Origin of the sequence: Sphingomonas sp. TX0543 (assembly GCF_048565505.1) — a bacterium.
Lineage (GTDB): Bacteria > Pseudomonadota > Alphaproteobacteria > Sphingomonadales > Sphingomonadaceae > Sphingomonas.
The window spans coordinates 1708824-1722540 of the sequence record NZ_JBLZUS010000002.1; the positions used below are offsets into that span (position 1 = coordinate 1708824).

15 protein-coding genes and 1 pseudogene are annotated in these 13717 nt (G+C 64.8%); 5 read left to right on the forward strand and 11 right to left on the reverse strand.

All coding sequences use genetic code 11. The annotated features are described in order from the left end of the window. Positions 1-6: 6 nt before the first annotated feature. The 6 genes from yihA to ACM61V_RS08855 form a co-directional block, all read right to left on the reverse strand. Positions 7-642: a ribosome biogenesis GTP-binding protein YihA/YsxC gene (gene yihA, locus ACM61V_RS08830; protein WP_137785836.1), complete on the reverse strand. Its 636-nt coding sequence runs from the start codon at positions 640-642 to the stop codon at positions 7-9. Next, positions 639-2339 carry a membrane protein insertase YidC gene (gene yidC / locus ACM61V_RS08835; protein WP_137785835.1) on the reverse strand — a complete coding sequence of 567 codons (1701 nt, stop codon included), beginning with the start codon at positions 2337-2339 and terminating at the stop codon, positions 639-641. The genes yihA and yidC overlap by 4 nt, the downstream gene beginning before the upstream one ends. A gap of 27 nt (positions 2340-2366) precedes the next feature. Next, a complete protein-coding gene (yidD, locus tag ACM61V_RS08840; RefSeq protein ID WP_137785834.1) occupies positions 2367-2579 on the reverse strand; it encodes a membrane protein insertion efficiency factor YidD in 213 nt (70 codons plus the stop codon). Continuing rightward, on the reverse strand, positions 2576-2920 hold the full coding sequence (gene rnpA, locus ACM61V_RS08845) for a ribonuclease P protein component (RefSeq protein WP_137785962.1): 345 nt from the start codon (positions 2918-2920) through the stop codon (positions 2576-2578). The genes yidD and rnpA overlap by 4 nt, the downstream gene beginning before the upstream one ends. Next, positions 2917-3051: a 50S ribosomal protein L34 gene (gene rpmH / locus ACM61V_RS08850; protein WP_017978410.1), complete on the reverse strand. Its 135-nt coding sequence runs from the start codon at positions 3049-3051 to the stop codon at positions 2917-2919. Before rpmH ends, rnpA begins: the two co-directional genes overlap by 4 nt. Positions 3052-3137: 86 nt before the next feature. Then, positions 3138-3449: a hypothetical protein gene (locus tag ACM61V_RS08855; RefSeq protein ID WP_249341439.1), complete on the reverse strand. Its 312-nt coding sequence runs from the start codon at positions 3447-3449 to the stop codon at positions 3138-3140. A gap of 90 nt (positions 3450-3539) precedes the next feature. Here ACM61V_RS08855 and ACM61V_RS08860 point away from each other — a divergent pair. Continuing rightward, positions 3540-5047: pseudogene (locus tag ACM61V_RS08860) on the forward strand (YifB family Mg chelatase-like AAA ATPase). A 4-nt stretch (positions 5048-5051) separates the two neighbouring features. Here the strand turns inward: ACM61V_RS08860 and ACM61V_RS08865 are convergent. From ACM61V_RS08865 to ACM61V_RS08880, 4 genes are read right to left on the reverse strand one after another with little or no spacing between them, the layout of a single operon-like run. After that, the gene (locus tag ACM61V_RS08865; protein WP_137785832.1) at positions 5052-5672 is read right to left on the reverse strand and encodes a L,D-transpeptidase family protein; all 621 of its coding nucleotides are present in this window, start codon (positions 5670-5672) and stop codon (positions 5052-5054) included. Between the two features lie 54 nt (positions 5673-5726). Then, a complete protein-coding gene (locus ACM61V_RS08870; RefSeq protein WP_137785831.1) occupies positions 5727-6674 on the reverse strand; it encodes an aldo/keto reductase in 948 nt (315 codons plus the stop codon). Then, positions 6671-6853 carry a hypothetical protein gene (locus tag ACM61V_RS08875; protein ID WP_137785830.1) on the reverse strand — a complete coding sequence of 61 codons (183 nt, stop codon included), beginning with the start codon at positions 6851-6853 and terminating at the stop codon, positions 6671-6673. The genes ACM61V_RS08870 and ACM61V_RS08875 overlap by 4 nt, the downstream gene beginning before the upstream one ends. Continuing rightward, positions 6850-7209, reverse strand: a complete 360-nt coding sequence (locus ACM61V_RS08880; RefSeq protein WP_137785829.1) for a hypothetical protein — start codon at positions 7207-7209, stop codon at positions 6850-6852. Before ACM61V_RS08880 ends, ACM61V_RS08875 begins: the two co-directional genes overlap by 4 nt. 122 nt (positions 7210-7331) lie before the next feature. On the opposite strand from ACM61V_RS08880, the gene ACM61V_RS08885 reads away from it, so the two are divergent. Genes ACM61V_RS08885 through metH form a run of 4 tightly spaced genes read left to right on the forward strand, consistent with a single transcriptional unit; the run spans position 7332 to position 12977 of the window. Then, entirely contained in the window at positions 7332-8291 is a 960-nt protein-coding gene (locus tag ACM61V_RS08885; RefSeq protein ID WP_137785828.1) for an ArsR/SmtB family transcription factor, read from the forward strand. Further along, a complete protein-coding gene (gene metF / locus ACM61V_RS08890) occupies positions 8288-9229 on the forward strand; it encodes a methylenetetrahydrofolate reductase [NAD(P)H] (protein ID WP_137785827.1) in 942 nt (313 codons plus the stop codon). The genes ACM61V_RS08885 and metF overlap by 4 nt, the downstream gene beginning before the upstream one ends. Positions 9230-9238: 9 nt before the next feature. Beyond that, entirely contained in the window at positions 9239-10285 is a 1047-nt protein-coding gene (locus ACM61V_RS08895; protein ID WP_137785826.1) for a homocysteine S-methyltransferase family protein, read from the forward strand. 37 nt (positions 10286-10322) lie between these two features. After that, positions 10323-12977, forward strand: coding sequence for a methionine synthase (gene metH / locus ACM61V_RS08900; protein ID WP_419713951.1), 2655 nt, complete (start codon positions 10323-10325; stop codon positions 12975-12977). Here metH and radC read toward each other — a convergent pair. Further along, positions 12974-13669, reverse strand: coding sequence for a RadC family protein (gene radC, locus ACM61V_RS08905; RefSeq protein ID WP_137785824.1), 696 nt, complete (start codon positions 13667-13669; stop codon positions 12974-12976). The two genes, metH and radC, sit on opposite strands and share 4 nt — an antisense overlap. Positions 13670-13717 lie beyond the last annotated feature (48 nt).

Sequence of the window (13717 nt, forward strand, 5' to 3'; positions counted from 1 at the left end):
AAGCGGCTAGCGGATCGCCTCGATCACGGCCGCGCGCAGCTCGGCAATGCCGAGACCGCCTTCGGATGAGGTGGCGATGATATCGGGATGCGCAGCGGGACGCTTGCGAGCTTCCTCGGCGGTTTGCTCGGCGATCGCGGCCAGATCGGTCGCCTTCACCTTGTCCGCCTTGGTCAGGACGAGCCGGTAGCTGACCGCCGCCCGATCCAGCATCTCCAGTATCTCGCGATCGACATCCTTGATGCCATGGCGGCTGTCGATCAGCACCAACGCGCGCTTCAACTCCTGCCGCCCGCGCAGATAATCGTTAACGAGGAAGCGCCACTTCTTCACCATGTCCTTCGGCGCCTTGGCGAAACCGTAGCCGGGCATATCGACCAGCCGGAACGCAAGCGGAGATCCGACATCGAAGAAGTTCAGCTCCTGCGTGCGGCCCGGCGTGACGGAGGTACGCGCGAGTGCCTTGCGCCCGGCAAGCGCGTTGAGCAGCGATGACTTGCCCACGTTCGATCGGCCGGCGAAAGCGACTTCCGGCACGATCGGCGCCGGCAGGAACTGCAGCGCGGGGGCCGATTTGAGGAATTCGATCGGGCCGGCGAAAAGTTTCCGCGCGGCCTCGATCGTGTCGTCGTCGAACGTCACTTCGATGTGGCCTCAAGCAATGCCGGGTGGCGGGCGTAGAGCACGCGCTGCTGGATGATCGTGATGACGTTGGTGGTAATCCAGTAAACCTGGAGCCCAACCGCGAACGGTGCCATCACGAACATCAGCACCCATGGCATCAGCGCGAACACCTGCTTCTGCGTATCATCCATCGGCGTCGGATTCAGCTTGAACTGGAAGTACATGCTGATGCCAAGGATGATCGGTACGACGCCGATCGCGATGAAATGCGGCGGCGTGAAATTGAGCAGGCCGAACAGGTTCACCGGCGTGAGCGGATCGGGTGCCGAGAGATCCTTGATCCACGCAACGAACGGCTGGTGCCGCATCTCGATCGTCAGCATCAGCGCCTTGTACAGTGCGTAGAAAATCGGGATCTGGATCAGCGTGGGCAGACAGCCGGCAAGCGGATTGACCTTCTCCGCCTTGTACAATGCCATGACTTCCTGCTGCTGGCGCTGCTTGTCATCCTTGTAGCGTTCCTGGAGCGCCTTCATCTTGGGCTGGATCGCGCGCATATGCGCCATCGAGGCATATTGCCGCTGCGCGATCGGGAAAACGAGTGCGCGGATCGTGAGCGTCAGGATGATGATCGCCACGCCGAAATTGCCGACCATGCGGAAAAGCCAGTCCAGATAATAGAAGATCGGCTTTTCGATCAGGCGGAACCAGCCCCAGTCCAGCGCATAATCGAGCTTCGTCGCGCCTTCCTTGTCGGTGTAGCGATCGAGCAGTTTCACCTCCTTCGCGCCGGCGAAGAAGCGGCTGGTCTGCGTCACCTGGCGGCCGGGAGGCAGCAATTGCGGCGCGGCGGTGTAATCCGCCTGATAGGTGTTGTTCGCACCGGCGCGGAACTGACCGTCGAAGCTGCGCGCCTGATCGGGCAGCAGCGCGGTAAGCCAGTATTTGTCGGTGAAGCCGAGCCATCCGCCGGTGGTGGTGAACTTCTCCGGCGCCTTGTCGATATCCTTGAAATTCGGCGAATAATTGGCGGCACCGTTGTTGACCGACATCGGGCCGGTATGGATCGTCCAGCTCGCCGGATCTTTCGACACGCCTGCCCGGTTGACGAGGCCGAACGCCGCGACCGGAACCGGCCGCTGCCCGCCGTTCGCGACCGTCTGCCTGACCGTGAACATATAGTCCTTGTCCACCGACAGCACGATCTGGAAACGCTGGCCATTGGCGTTGGCGGCGGAGAGCGTTACCGGCTGTTCCGGCGTGAGCGTGTCGGACGAGGCAGTCCACACCGCGTCCGCCGCGGGCGGCGCGAGGCCGTCGTCCCGCCAGCCGAAGCCGGCGAAATTGGCATCGGTGGTGCCCGCGGGGGAGAGGAGGCGGATCGGCGGCGAATCCTTCGCGATCGTCTCCTTGTAGTTGGTCAGCACCAGATCGTCGATCCGCGCGCCCTTCAGGTTGATCGAGCCCTGCATGGTTGGCGTCGCGATTTTCACGCGCGGCGTTTCGGCGAGGACGAGCTTGCGATCGCGCACCGTGCCGGGGGCATCGGCGGTCGCGGCGACCTTGCCCTCGACCACCTTGGTCTTGCCGCCCTCAATCTTTGTCACCGGCGGGTTGGCGGCCGGGAAGAACCTGTTCTGGATCACCGGCCAGCCGAACAGGATCAGCGCCGCGATCACCGCGAACAGCACGAAATTCTTGTTTTCTTCGCTCACGTCAGATCCTGTCTTACGGCAACCACATTACGGCACCGGGTCATAGCCATGACCGCCCCACGGATGGCAGCGCGCGATACGCCGCGCTGCAAGCCAACTCCCGCGCGCTGCCCCATAGCGGCGAAGCGCCTCGATTGCATAGGCGGAACACGAAGGTTGATAGCGGCAGGTGGGCGGCAGCATCACGGATGGGCCGAGCTGCCACGCGCGCACCAGCAGCACGAGCAGCCGGGAGATCATCGGCGTTTCGCCTTTTCCAGCGCCTTGGCCAGTTCGGCGCGCAACGTGGCGTAATCCCGCTCCTTGCCGGTCTGGCGGCCGATCAGCACATGATCCGCGCCGGCGATACCCTGTTCGGGCATCAGGTCGCGGGCGAGTGCACGCAGCCGGCGCTTCATGCGATTGCGCACCACGGCGTTGCCGATCTTCTTGGTGACGGTGAAGCCGACCCGAATCGTCTCGTCATCGTCGCTGCGCGGATGCACAAGCAGCACAAAGCCGGGCATCGGCACCCGACGCCCGGCGTTCGCGGCTAGAAATTCCGATCGCCTCGTCAGCCGCGCAAGCGGCCGGCGACTCAGGCCGACAGCTTCTTGCGGCCGCGCGCGCGACGCGCCCGGATCACCGCACGACCGCCCACCGTCGCCATCCGCGAACGGAAGCCGTGACGGCGTGCCCGCACCAGGTTGCTCGGCTGAAAGGTCCGCTTCATCGCTCATTCCCGAATCTGAAAAACTAAAGGCCGTCACGCAAGGACGGCCCGATTGGTGCGCCGCATAAGCCAATGACGGTTTCAAGTCAACGCGATCGCGTTTGCGGGTCACGGGCCTGCTGCGCGGCGCGGTTGCGGGCGTGGCGGCGCAGCGCGCTCGGCCGGCGCATCGCGCGGTCGACGAGATGCCCCGTGCGCGGCCATCGGCGCTTCAGCCGCGCCCAGCGCACCTGCGCCCAGCGCGAATTGCGCAGGATCAGGATCATTCCGCCCGCGAACAGGAAGACGCCGCCGGGCCCCGGCAGCGGCCCCAGCACCGCCGCGCCGATCAACAACAAGCCGCCAAGCGTAAGCTGGATAATCCGGGAGACGGGGTGGCGCTGTGGCATGGCGGGCATTTGGGGCAGGTCCGCCAAGAGCGCAAGCCGGTGGAAGGGAGGTTTTCGTTCGTGCGGAACCCGTTATGAGTGATGGCTTACGGGGGTAAGATGGCAGCATTGGTCGCGACGGTGGCGTATCTCGGGCTGGAGCGCGGGGAGTGGAGGTGCAGGTGCAGCTCATCCCGGGCCTGCCGGCGTTCAATCTCGTGGGATTGGCCGACAAGGCGGTAGGTGAAAGCCGCGAACGGGTGAGGGGGGCGATCGCCGCGATGGGACTGGCGCTGCCGCCCAAGCGGATCGCGGTTAACCTGTCGCCCGCCGATCTGCCCAAGGAAGGCTCGCACTTCGATCTGCCGATCGCGCTGGGGCTGCTCGCCGCGATGGGCGTGGTCGATGCGGAGGCGCTGGCGGATTATGTGATCGTCGGCGAACTCACGCTCGACGGTCGCCTCGCGCCGTCGCCCGGCGTGTTGCTTGCGGCGCTCCACGCGGCGGAGACGGGGAAGGGGCTGATCTGCCCCGCCGCGCAGGGGCCGGAAGCGGCGTGGAGCGGATCGATCGAGGTAATCGCCGCGACAGACCTCATCTCGCTTATCAATCATCTGAAGGGTCACCAGTTGCTGGCGGCGCCCGCGCCCGGCGACGTTGCCGAGGCGCGGCACGGGCCTGATCTGCGACAGGTGAAGGGGCAGGAAACGGCCAAGCGCGCGCTGGAGATCGCGGCGGCGGGCGGCCACAATCTGCTGTTCGTCGGCCCGCCGGGCGCTGGCAAGTCGCTGATGGCGGCGTGCCTGCCGGGTATCCTGCCGCCGCTCGATGCGGCCGAGGCGCTGGAGGTGAGCATGGTTCAGTCGGTGGCGGGCACGCTCACCGGCGGCAAACTGACCCGGATGCGTCCGTTCCGAAGCCCGCATCACAGCGCCTCGATGGCGGCGCTTACCGGCGGCGGGCTGCGCGTGAAGCCTGGGGAGGTGAGCCTCGCGCATCTCGGCGTGCTGTTTCTCGACGAACTGCCGGAGTTCCAGCGCGCGGTGCTCGATTCATTGCGGCAGCCGCTCGAATCGGGCACGGTCAGCGTCGCCCGCGCCAATGCGCACGTCACCTTTCCGGCCCGGGTTCAGCTTGTCGCGGCGATGAACCCGTGTCGCTGCGGTCATCTGGGCGACGCGAGCCTCGCTTGCGCCCGCGCGCCGAAATGCGCGGCGGATTATCAGGCGAAGGTTTCCGGCCCGCTGCTCGATCGCATCGATCTCCATGTCGAGGTTCAGGCGCTCACCGCGGCCGATCTCGTGATGCCCGCGCCGGCGGAAGGGTCGGCGGAGGTCGCCGGGCGCGTTGCCGCCGCGCGCGCAGTGCAGGCGGCGCGCTATCGCGAGGATGCGGCGCGCACCAATGCCGACGCTGACGGCGCGCCGCTGGACCTTCATGCGACGCCCGATGACGCGGGACGGGCGCTGCTCGCGCAGGCGGCGGAATCGATGCGGCTTTCCGCGCGCGGCTACACGCGCGTGCTGCGCGTGGCGCGGACGATCGCGGATCTTGCGGGCGCCGAGCAGGTGGGCCGCACGCATGTCGCGGAAGCGCTGAGCTATCGGCGGCGCGCGCCGGTGAACTGAGGCGTCAGGCGGCCGTTACCGGCTTGCCAACGCCCAGCTTCTCGCCGTGGGTGACGATCACCGTGTCACCAAGTTTGACGGCGTCGAACAGCTTTTTCGCAAACGGCCTGGGCACGCCGATGCAGCCATGGGTCATATAGCCATCGCGCACCTCGCTGGCATGGATCGAGATGCCGTCGTTGGTCAGGCGAAGCATATATGGCATCGGCGCATCATAGATGTTTGATACGTGATCTGCGTCTTTCTGCGTGATCGGATAGACGCCGGTTGGAGTCGGCTTGGCGTCGGCGCCGTAGAGCACGGCCGCGGTGCCGATTTCATAACCGTCGCGAAAGATGCTGATGACCTGTGCGACGAGATCGACCGTGATGACGATCCGCCCGTCCCTGGGCGCGCCGCTTTCGTCCCAGTGGAAATCGCCCATGCGCATCGCGCCCTTGATCGGCAGGACGTGCTTGATCGTATAGGCGGCTGGATCGCGCGACCGATCGGGCAGCGGCGCGATCGGCGGCACCGCCTGCGATATCAATATCCGCGGCGCCGGCGCGCGGGTTGTCGCCAGTGTCACCGACGTAGCGGCGCAGACCGCTGCAACACCGAGCGCGATATAGGAGGGGTGAACCATCGCGCCCGCCTTATCGCACAGGGGTTTCCATTCCGCTACCAGGGGCGAGGCGCGTCACGCCCCGGCGTTGGTGAGAAGGGCGAGCTGATCGGCCGAAAGCGCCAGCGTCGTCGCCGGCAACAGCTCGTTCAGTTGCGCGAGGTTTCGTGCGCTGGCGATCGGCGCGGTGACGCCCGGTTGCGCCATCAGCCACGCCAATGCGATCTGCGCGAGATTGGCGCCGGTTTCCGTCGCCACCGTATCCATCGCGGCAAGGACGGTCGCGCCTTTACCGTCAAGCAGGTCGCCCATGCGTCCGCCGCGCACGCTTTTGCCCAGATCGTCGCGCGTACGGTATTTGCCCGTCAGAAAGCCCGATGCGAGCCCGTAATAAGGCGTGACGCCGATATTGTGCTCGATGCAATAATCCTGAAGCTCGCCTTCAAACCTGTGGCGGCTGACGAGATTATATTCCGGCTCGAGCACGTGATAACGCGGCAATCCCGCTTCTGCCGCCGCCTCGTTTGCGGATTTCAGTCGCGCGGCCTGGAAATTGGATGCCCCGATCACCCGCACCTTGCCGGCGTCGACGAGCTTGCCGAAAGCCTCCATCACCGCAGCCTGCGGGGTCGCCTCATCGTCGCGATGCGCGAAATAAAGGTCGATGCGATCGGTGCCGAGCCGCTTCAGCGATGCCTCGCACGCGGCGACGATCCGAGCAGGAGCGAGCTTCTCGCCGCCCTCGCCCGAGAGCATGCCCACTTTCGTGGCTATCAATATGCGATCACGCTTGCCGCTGGCGCGCAACCAATCGCCGATAACCGTCTCGGATTCCCCTCCGACGTGGCCCGGCGCCCAGGCGGAGTAGGCGTCCGCCGTATCTATCATCGTGCCGCCCGCATCCACGAACGCGTCGAGCACTGCAAAGCTGGCCGTGCGATCCGCCGTCCAGCCAAACACGTTTCCGCCTAGCACCAGCGGAATGGTCTCAAGATCAGTCGAGCCGAGGCGACGTGGGGTCATTGTTGCCGATCCTCATTGCGGGCGACTTCCGCCGCACTGACGCTGTTAGCATCGAGCATCGCTGCTGCCTCATTCAACTGACGGTCTTCATCGATGCTCACCGCGCCGGGTGGGGCGGGTTGAGAGGAACAGGCGGCGAGCAACGCAAGCAGCGCGCCCGCCGCGAGCCGATCGATCATTGCTTCTCGATCGCGTTGCCAGCGTCCTTCAGCGCCTTGCCAGTGGCATCACGCGCTTTGTCGGCACCGTTCTCGATCGAATCGCCGGCCTTGTCGAGCTTGTGATCGAGCGAATGATCGGCCTTTTCAGCGCCGGCCTTCATCCTGTCACCGGCATTGTCCAGCGTGGCGCCCGCGCTGTCGAGCGCGTGATCGGTGGCGGCCTGCACGTCATCCACCGCGTTTCGCGTGGTGGCGGAAATATCCGCGCCAATCGCATTGGCGGCGTCCGCGCTTTGATCCTGCGCATTCTTGCTGCAGGCGCCGAGGCTCATGGCCATGCCGAGCGCGACCGCGCCTGAAAAGATAGTTTTCATGTGGTCATTCCCTTTCCCGGATCTGGAGCGGTAAACGTGGCGCAGCCTTCTTTGCTCCGCAAGACGGCTAAAACTGATCGTGCGTTGACCTGATATAAAGATATCTTTATATCTTAATCTCGATGATGGACGCACTCGAAATATTCCGTGCTCTGGCTGATTCCTCTCGGCTTCGTATCGTGCGGCTGTTGCGCACGATGGAGCTTTCCGTGGGCGAGCTGGCGCAGGTGCTGGGGCAGAGCCAGCCGCGTGTTTCGCGCCATGTGAAGATCCTGTGTGATGCGGGCCTTGCTGAACGTCGCAAGGAGGGAAGCTGGGTGTTCGTCGCGCTTGGCGCGGCGCAGGCGGTGGCGCCGATCGCGGCGGCACTGGACGCCTGGGAAGCGGCCAGCCCTGACCGGCAGACGGCGGCGGACGTGGCCCGGCTGGCCGCGGTGCGCGCGGATCGCGCGGCATCGGCGGCAGCGTGGTTCGAGGCGAATGCCGGGCAATGGGATGCGATCCGTTCGCTCCATGTCGCGGAGGAGCAGGTGGAGGCCGCGATGCTCGCCGCGCTCGAAGATGCGCCGATGCGGCGGCTCATCGATATCGGCACCGGGACCGGTCGGATGATCGAACTGTTCGCGCCGCGTGCCAAAACCGCGCTCGGCATCGATCGAAGCTCGGAAATGTTGCGGCTCGCCCGCGCCAAGCTGGGCGAGCAGGGGCTGGCCAATATCGAGCTGCGCCAGGCGGACCTGTATGCGTTGCCGATGGGCGATGGGGAGGCGGACGTCGCGATCGTTCATCACGTTCTCCATTTCGCGCAGCAGCCCGGGGCCGCCATCGCCGAGGCGGCGCGGGTGCTCGCGCCGGGCGGGCGGCTGCTGATCGCGGATTTCGCGCCACACGATCGCGAGGAGTTGCGGGCGCGGGATGCGCACACCCGCCTTGGCTTCTCCGACGCGCAGATCGAGCGCTGGTTCGCCGCAGCGGGATTGACGATGGCACGGATCGAGACGCTCGCGGGGGGTGAACTGACCGTGAAATTATGGCTCGGTGTCCGTCAGGGCGCGGCGTTACGTGAGGTGAAGGCGGCATGACTCTATCGCTCAACCAGCTCGAGGAGGCGCGCCGCGCGCTGGATGGCCCACTTTATGCCGATGTGGCGGGCGATATCGATGTGAGCTTCGAATTCTTCCCGCCCAAGACGGAAAAGATGGAGGAGACGCTGTGGCGATCGATCGATACGCTCGCGCCGCTCGGCCCGCGTTTCGTTTCGGTAACCTATGGCGCGGGCGGCTCTACCAGGGAGCGCACGCATGCCACCGTCGCGAGGATCGCGCGCGAAACGACTATTCCGGCGGCCGCGCATCTTACCTGTGTCGAGGCGACGCGCGAGGAGATCGATGCGGTAGCGCGGGAATATTGGGCGGCGGGCGTGCGTCATATCGTCGCGCTGCGCGGCGATCCGCCGGTGCAGGGCGCGCACTATCAGGCGCATCCGGGCGGCTATGAGAATGCCGCCGCACTGGTCGCCGGGCTGCGGCGATTGCATCCGTTCGAGCTGTCGGTGGCGGCTTATCCCGAAAGCCATCCCGATTCGGCCGATCCGGTCGCCGATCTCGACAATTTGAAGCGCAAGGTGGATGCCGGCGCGACGCGGGCGATCACGCAATTCTTCTTCGAGCCCGAGACGTTCTTCCGCTACCGCGACCGCGTGGCGGCGGCGGGGATTGGCGCGGAGATCGTGCCCGGCATCATGCCGGTGTCCAATTTCGCCGCAGTGCAGCGGATGAGCGCGCTGTGCGGCACCGAGGTGCCGCCATGGATGGGGCGCCTGTTCGCGGGGCTGGACGATCTGCCGGAGGCGCGCCAGCTCGTCGCCGCTACGCTGACGGCGGAGTTGTGCCGCAAGCTTTACGCGGGCGGGGTGAAGCAATTCCACTTCTACACGCTCAACCGCGCCGAACTCTCCTTCGCGATCTGCCATCTGCTCGGAGTACGTGCGAGAAATGATGCGCAAGCCGTTGCGGCATAGGGAATCGTCATGAACATCCGCGAAATCTTCAATGCCGAAGCCGCCAAACGAATCCTGATAACGGATGGCGCATTCGGCACCGAAATCCAGAGCTGGAAACTGTCCGAGGCGGATTACGCCGGCGATCTTGGCCTCGCCCGCGATCAGAAGGGCAACAACGACATCTTGGCGCTGACCAAGCCTGAAGTGCCCGAATCGATTCATCGCGCCTATTTCGCGGCCGGCGCGGATATCGCGGAGACCAACACCTTTTCCGCCAACCGCATCAGTCAGGCCGATTATGCCGCGGAGCATCTGGTGCGCGAGATCAATGTCGAAAGCGCGAAGATGGCGCGCCGTGTCGCGGACGAGTTTCAGGCGAAGGACGGGCGCCCGCGCTTCGTCGCCGGGGCGATCGGGCCGACCAACAAGACGCTCTCACTCAGCCCGGACGTCAACGACCCCGGCTATCGGGAGATCGACTTCGATCACCTTAAAGACGTGTATCGTGAGCAGATCGATGCACTGGTCGACGGCGGCGTGGACTTCGTACTGATCGAAACCGTGTTCGACACGCTCAACGCGAAGGCCGGGATCATGGCCGCGATCGAGGCGGGGGAAGCGCTTGGACGCGATCTGCCGGTCATGCTGTCGATGACGCTGACCGATCTGTCGGGGCGTAACCTGTCCGGCCACACGGTCGAGGCGTTCTGGCATGCGGTGCGCCACGCCAAGCCGATCACGATCGGGCTGAACTGTTCATTCGGGGCTGAGCAATTACGACCGCATGTCAAATCGTTGAGCGAGATAGCTGATACGCTTATCATGGTTTATCCCAATGCCGGGCTGCCCAACGAACTCGGCGCATATGACGAGGCGCCGATGACCACCGCCGGCCTGGTCGGCGAATGGGCGAATGCGGGGCAGGTCAACGTGCTGGGCGGCTGTTGCGGATCGACCCCGGCGCACATCAAGGCGATCGCGGATGCGGTCCACGGGCTCCCCGCGCGCGTGATCCCCACCCCGGCCGTGCGCACCAGGCTCGCCGGCCTTGAGCCGTTCACGATGGCCGCATGATGCCGGCCGCTCCCCCTCTTTCCAGTTCGGAACTTTCGTGACCACTCCATCCTCCACCTTCTTCGTCAACGTCGGCGAGCGTACGAACGTCACCGGGTCGGCGGCGTTCAAGAAACTCATCATGGCGGGCGACTACACTCGCGCCGTCGAGGTTGCGCGCCAGCAGGTGGAGAACGGGGCGCAGGTGATCGACGTCAACATGGACGAGGGTCTGCTTGACGCCGTGGAGGCCATGACGACCTTCCTCAAACTGATCGCCGCCGAGCCGGATATCGCGCGCGTGCCGATCATGATCGACAGCTCGAAATGGGAAGTGATCGAGGCCGGTCTGAAATGTGTCTCCGGCAAGCCGATCGTCAATTCGATCAGCATGAAGGAGGGGGAGGAGCCGTTCCTCGCCCATGCGCGCAAATGCATGGCTTATGGCGCGGCTGTCGTCGTGATGGCCTTCGACGAAAAAGGGCAGGCCGATACGCAGGCGCGCAAGATCGAGATCTGCGAGCGCGCGTATAAGCTGTTGACCGGGATCGGCTTCCCGCCCGAAGATATCATATTCGATCCCAATGTGTTCGCGGTGGCGACGGGGATCGAGGAGCACAACAATTACGGCGTCGATTTCATTGAGGCTACGCGCGAGATCAGGCGGCGCTGCCCGCACGTTCATATTTCGGGTGGCCTCTCAAACCTGAGCTTCTCGTTTCGCGGCAACGAGCCGGTGCGACGCGCGATGCATTCGGTCTTTCTGTACCATGCCATTCCGGCGGGGATGGACATGGCGATCGTGAACGCCGGACAGCTGGACGTTTACGATACGATAGACCCCGAACTTCGCACGGCATGTGAGGATGTGGTGCTCAACCGCGATCCCGATGCCGGGGATCGGCTGGTCACGCTGGCGGAGCGTTTTCGCGGCACCGATGCGGCGGCGGAAAAGGCGGCGGAGGAATGGCGCGGCTGGTCCGTCACCAAGCGGCTGGAACATGCGCTGGTGAAGGGCATCGACGCTTATGTGGTCGAGGATACGGAGGAAGCACGGCTTGCCGTCTCCCGCCCGATCGAGGTGATCGAAGGCCCGCTGATGGACGGGATGAACGTCGTCGGCGACCTCTTCGGATCCGGCAAGATGTTCTTGCCACAGGTGGTCAAATCCGCGCGCGTGATGAAGAAGGCGGTGGCACACCTCCTCCCTTTCATCGAGGCCGCGAAGGAGCCGGGAGCGAAGGGCAAGGGCAAGATCATCATGGCGACCGTGAAGGGCGACGTGCATGATATCGGAAAGAACATCGTCGGCGTCGTGCTTCAGTGCAACGGGTTCGAGGTGGTGGACCTTGGCGTGATGGTGCCCTGGTCGACCATTCTTCAGGCCGCGAATGAGAATGATGCGGACATGATCGGCCTGTCCGGGCTCATCACCCCCAGCCTGGACGAGATGGTGACGGTGGGCGAGGAAATGGAGCGGGCCGGCATGAAGATGCCGCTGCTGATCGGCGGCGCGACCACCTCGAAGGTCCACACCGCGCTGCGCATCGCCCCGGCCTATTCCGGGCCCGTGGTGCATGTGCTCGATGCGAGCCGGGCGGTGGGTGTCGCGACCACGCTGGTGAGCGATACGCAACGCGACGATTATGTGACGAAGATGGCCGACGAATATGCCGCCGTCCGCGCCGCGCGAGAGGGCAAGGGGCAGAATGATCTACTCCCGCTTGAAAAGGCGCGCGCCAACGAATTCAAGGCGGATATGGCGTTGAAACCGGCAACTCCGGTGAAACCGGGGGTCCATGTATTCCGCGACTGGGACCTGGCGGCGCTGCGCGACTATATCGACTGGACGCCGTTCTTCCGGGCCTGGGAACTGGCGGGCAATTTTCCCGCGATCCTGAACGATGAAGTGGTGGGCGAAAGCGCGCGTTCGCTTTATGACGACGCGCAGAAGATGCTCGATCGCATCGTCGCGGAGAAGTGGCTCTCCGCGCGCGCTGTCACCGGCCTGTGGTCATGCGCGCGAAACGAGGATGATGTGATCGTCGATCTGAAGGGCGATTTCAACGCGGAGGAATTGCGCGGGCTCGATCTTCTTGACCTTGTGGAGGGGACGGACGTGGTACGCCTGCCGTTCCTGCGCCAGCAGATCGTCAAGCGTGAGGGGAGGCCGAATATGTGCCTTGCCGATTTCGTCGATCCGAAGGGCGACTGGATCGGCGGTTTCGCCGTATCGATTCACGGGATCGAGCCGCATCTCGCGCGGTTCAAGGCGGCGATCGACGATTACAGCGATATCCTGCTCAAGGCGCTGGCAGATCGGCTGGCCGAGGCGCTCGCGGAGGCGCTGCACAAGCACGTCCGCACCACGTTATGGGGCTATGCGCCCGACGAGCAACTCGACAATGAGGCGCTGATCCGCGAAAAGTATCGCGGCATTCGCCCCGCGCCGGGCTATCCGGCCTGCCCGGAACACAGCCTCAAGACGCAATTGTTCGAGATGCTCGACGCGCACCGCGCGACCGGGATCAGCCTGACCGAAAGCTTCGCGATGCTCCCGACGGCGGCTGTATCGGGCTTCTATTTCGGGCATCCGCAGGCCGAATATTTCGGCGTGGCACGGATCGGGGACGATCAGGTCGCGGATTACGCAACGCGGCGCGGCGTCGACCTTGAACGGGCAAGGCGATTGCTGCGACCAAATCTGGACTAGATCAGCCCCTTCGAGCGCAGGCTCACATGCCCGCTCGCGCCAATGACGATATGATCGTGAACCGTGATCCCAAGCCCGCGGGCGGCGGAAGCGATCGCGCGCGTGATCTCAATATCGGCGCGGCTGGGCGAGGGATCGCCGGAAGGGTGGTTGTGGACGAGGATGATGGAGGCGGAGCCAAGGTCGATCGCGCGGCGGATCACCTCGCGCACATGCACCGGGGCGGTGTCGATCGACCCCTCGCTCATTACTTCGTCGCGGATCAGCATGTTTCGCGTGTTGAGATGCAGCACTCGAAACCGCTCGATCACATGATGCGTCATGTCGGCGTGAAGATAATCGAGCAACGCCTGCCAGTTCGCTAATACCGGGCGCGCGTTCACCTCGGCCTGGAGCAGGCGCAGCGCGGCGGCATGGGCGATCTTTATCGCGGCGGCGGAGGTTTCGCCCATGCCGGGCACGCGCGTCAGCGCCTCGGCGTCGGCGGTCAGCAAACCACCGATCCCGCCGAACTCTCTCAACAACGCCTTTGCCAGCGGCTTGGTGTCGCGGCGCGGAATGGCGAGCGTCAGAAGATATTCGATCAGTTCGTGATCGAGCAGGGCATCCCCGCCGCCGCGCGCCAGCAGCCGGCCGCGCAGGCGCGCGCGGTGGCCGGCGGCATCGGAAGCGGGAGGGTCGCCGTCGGCCATTGTGATCGAGCGTAAGGCCGCGCACGGCTCCATGCAATTGCTTGCGCG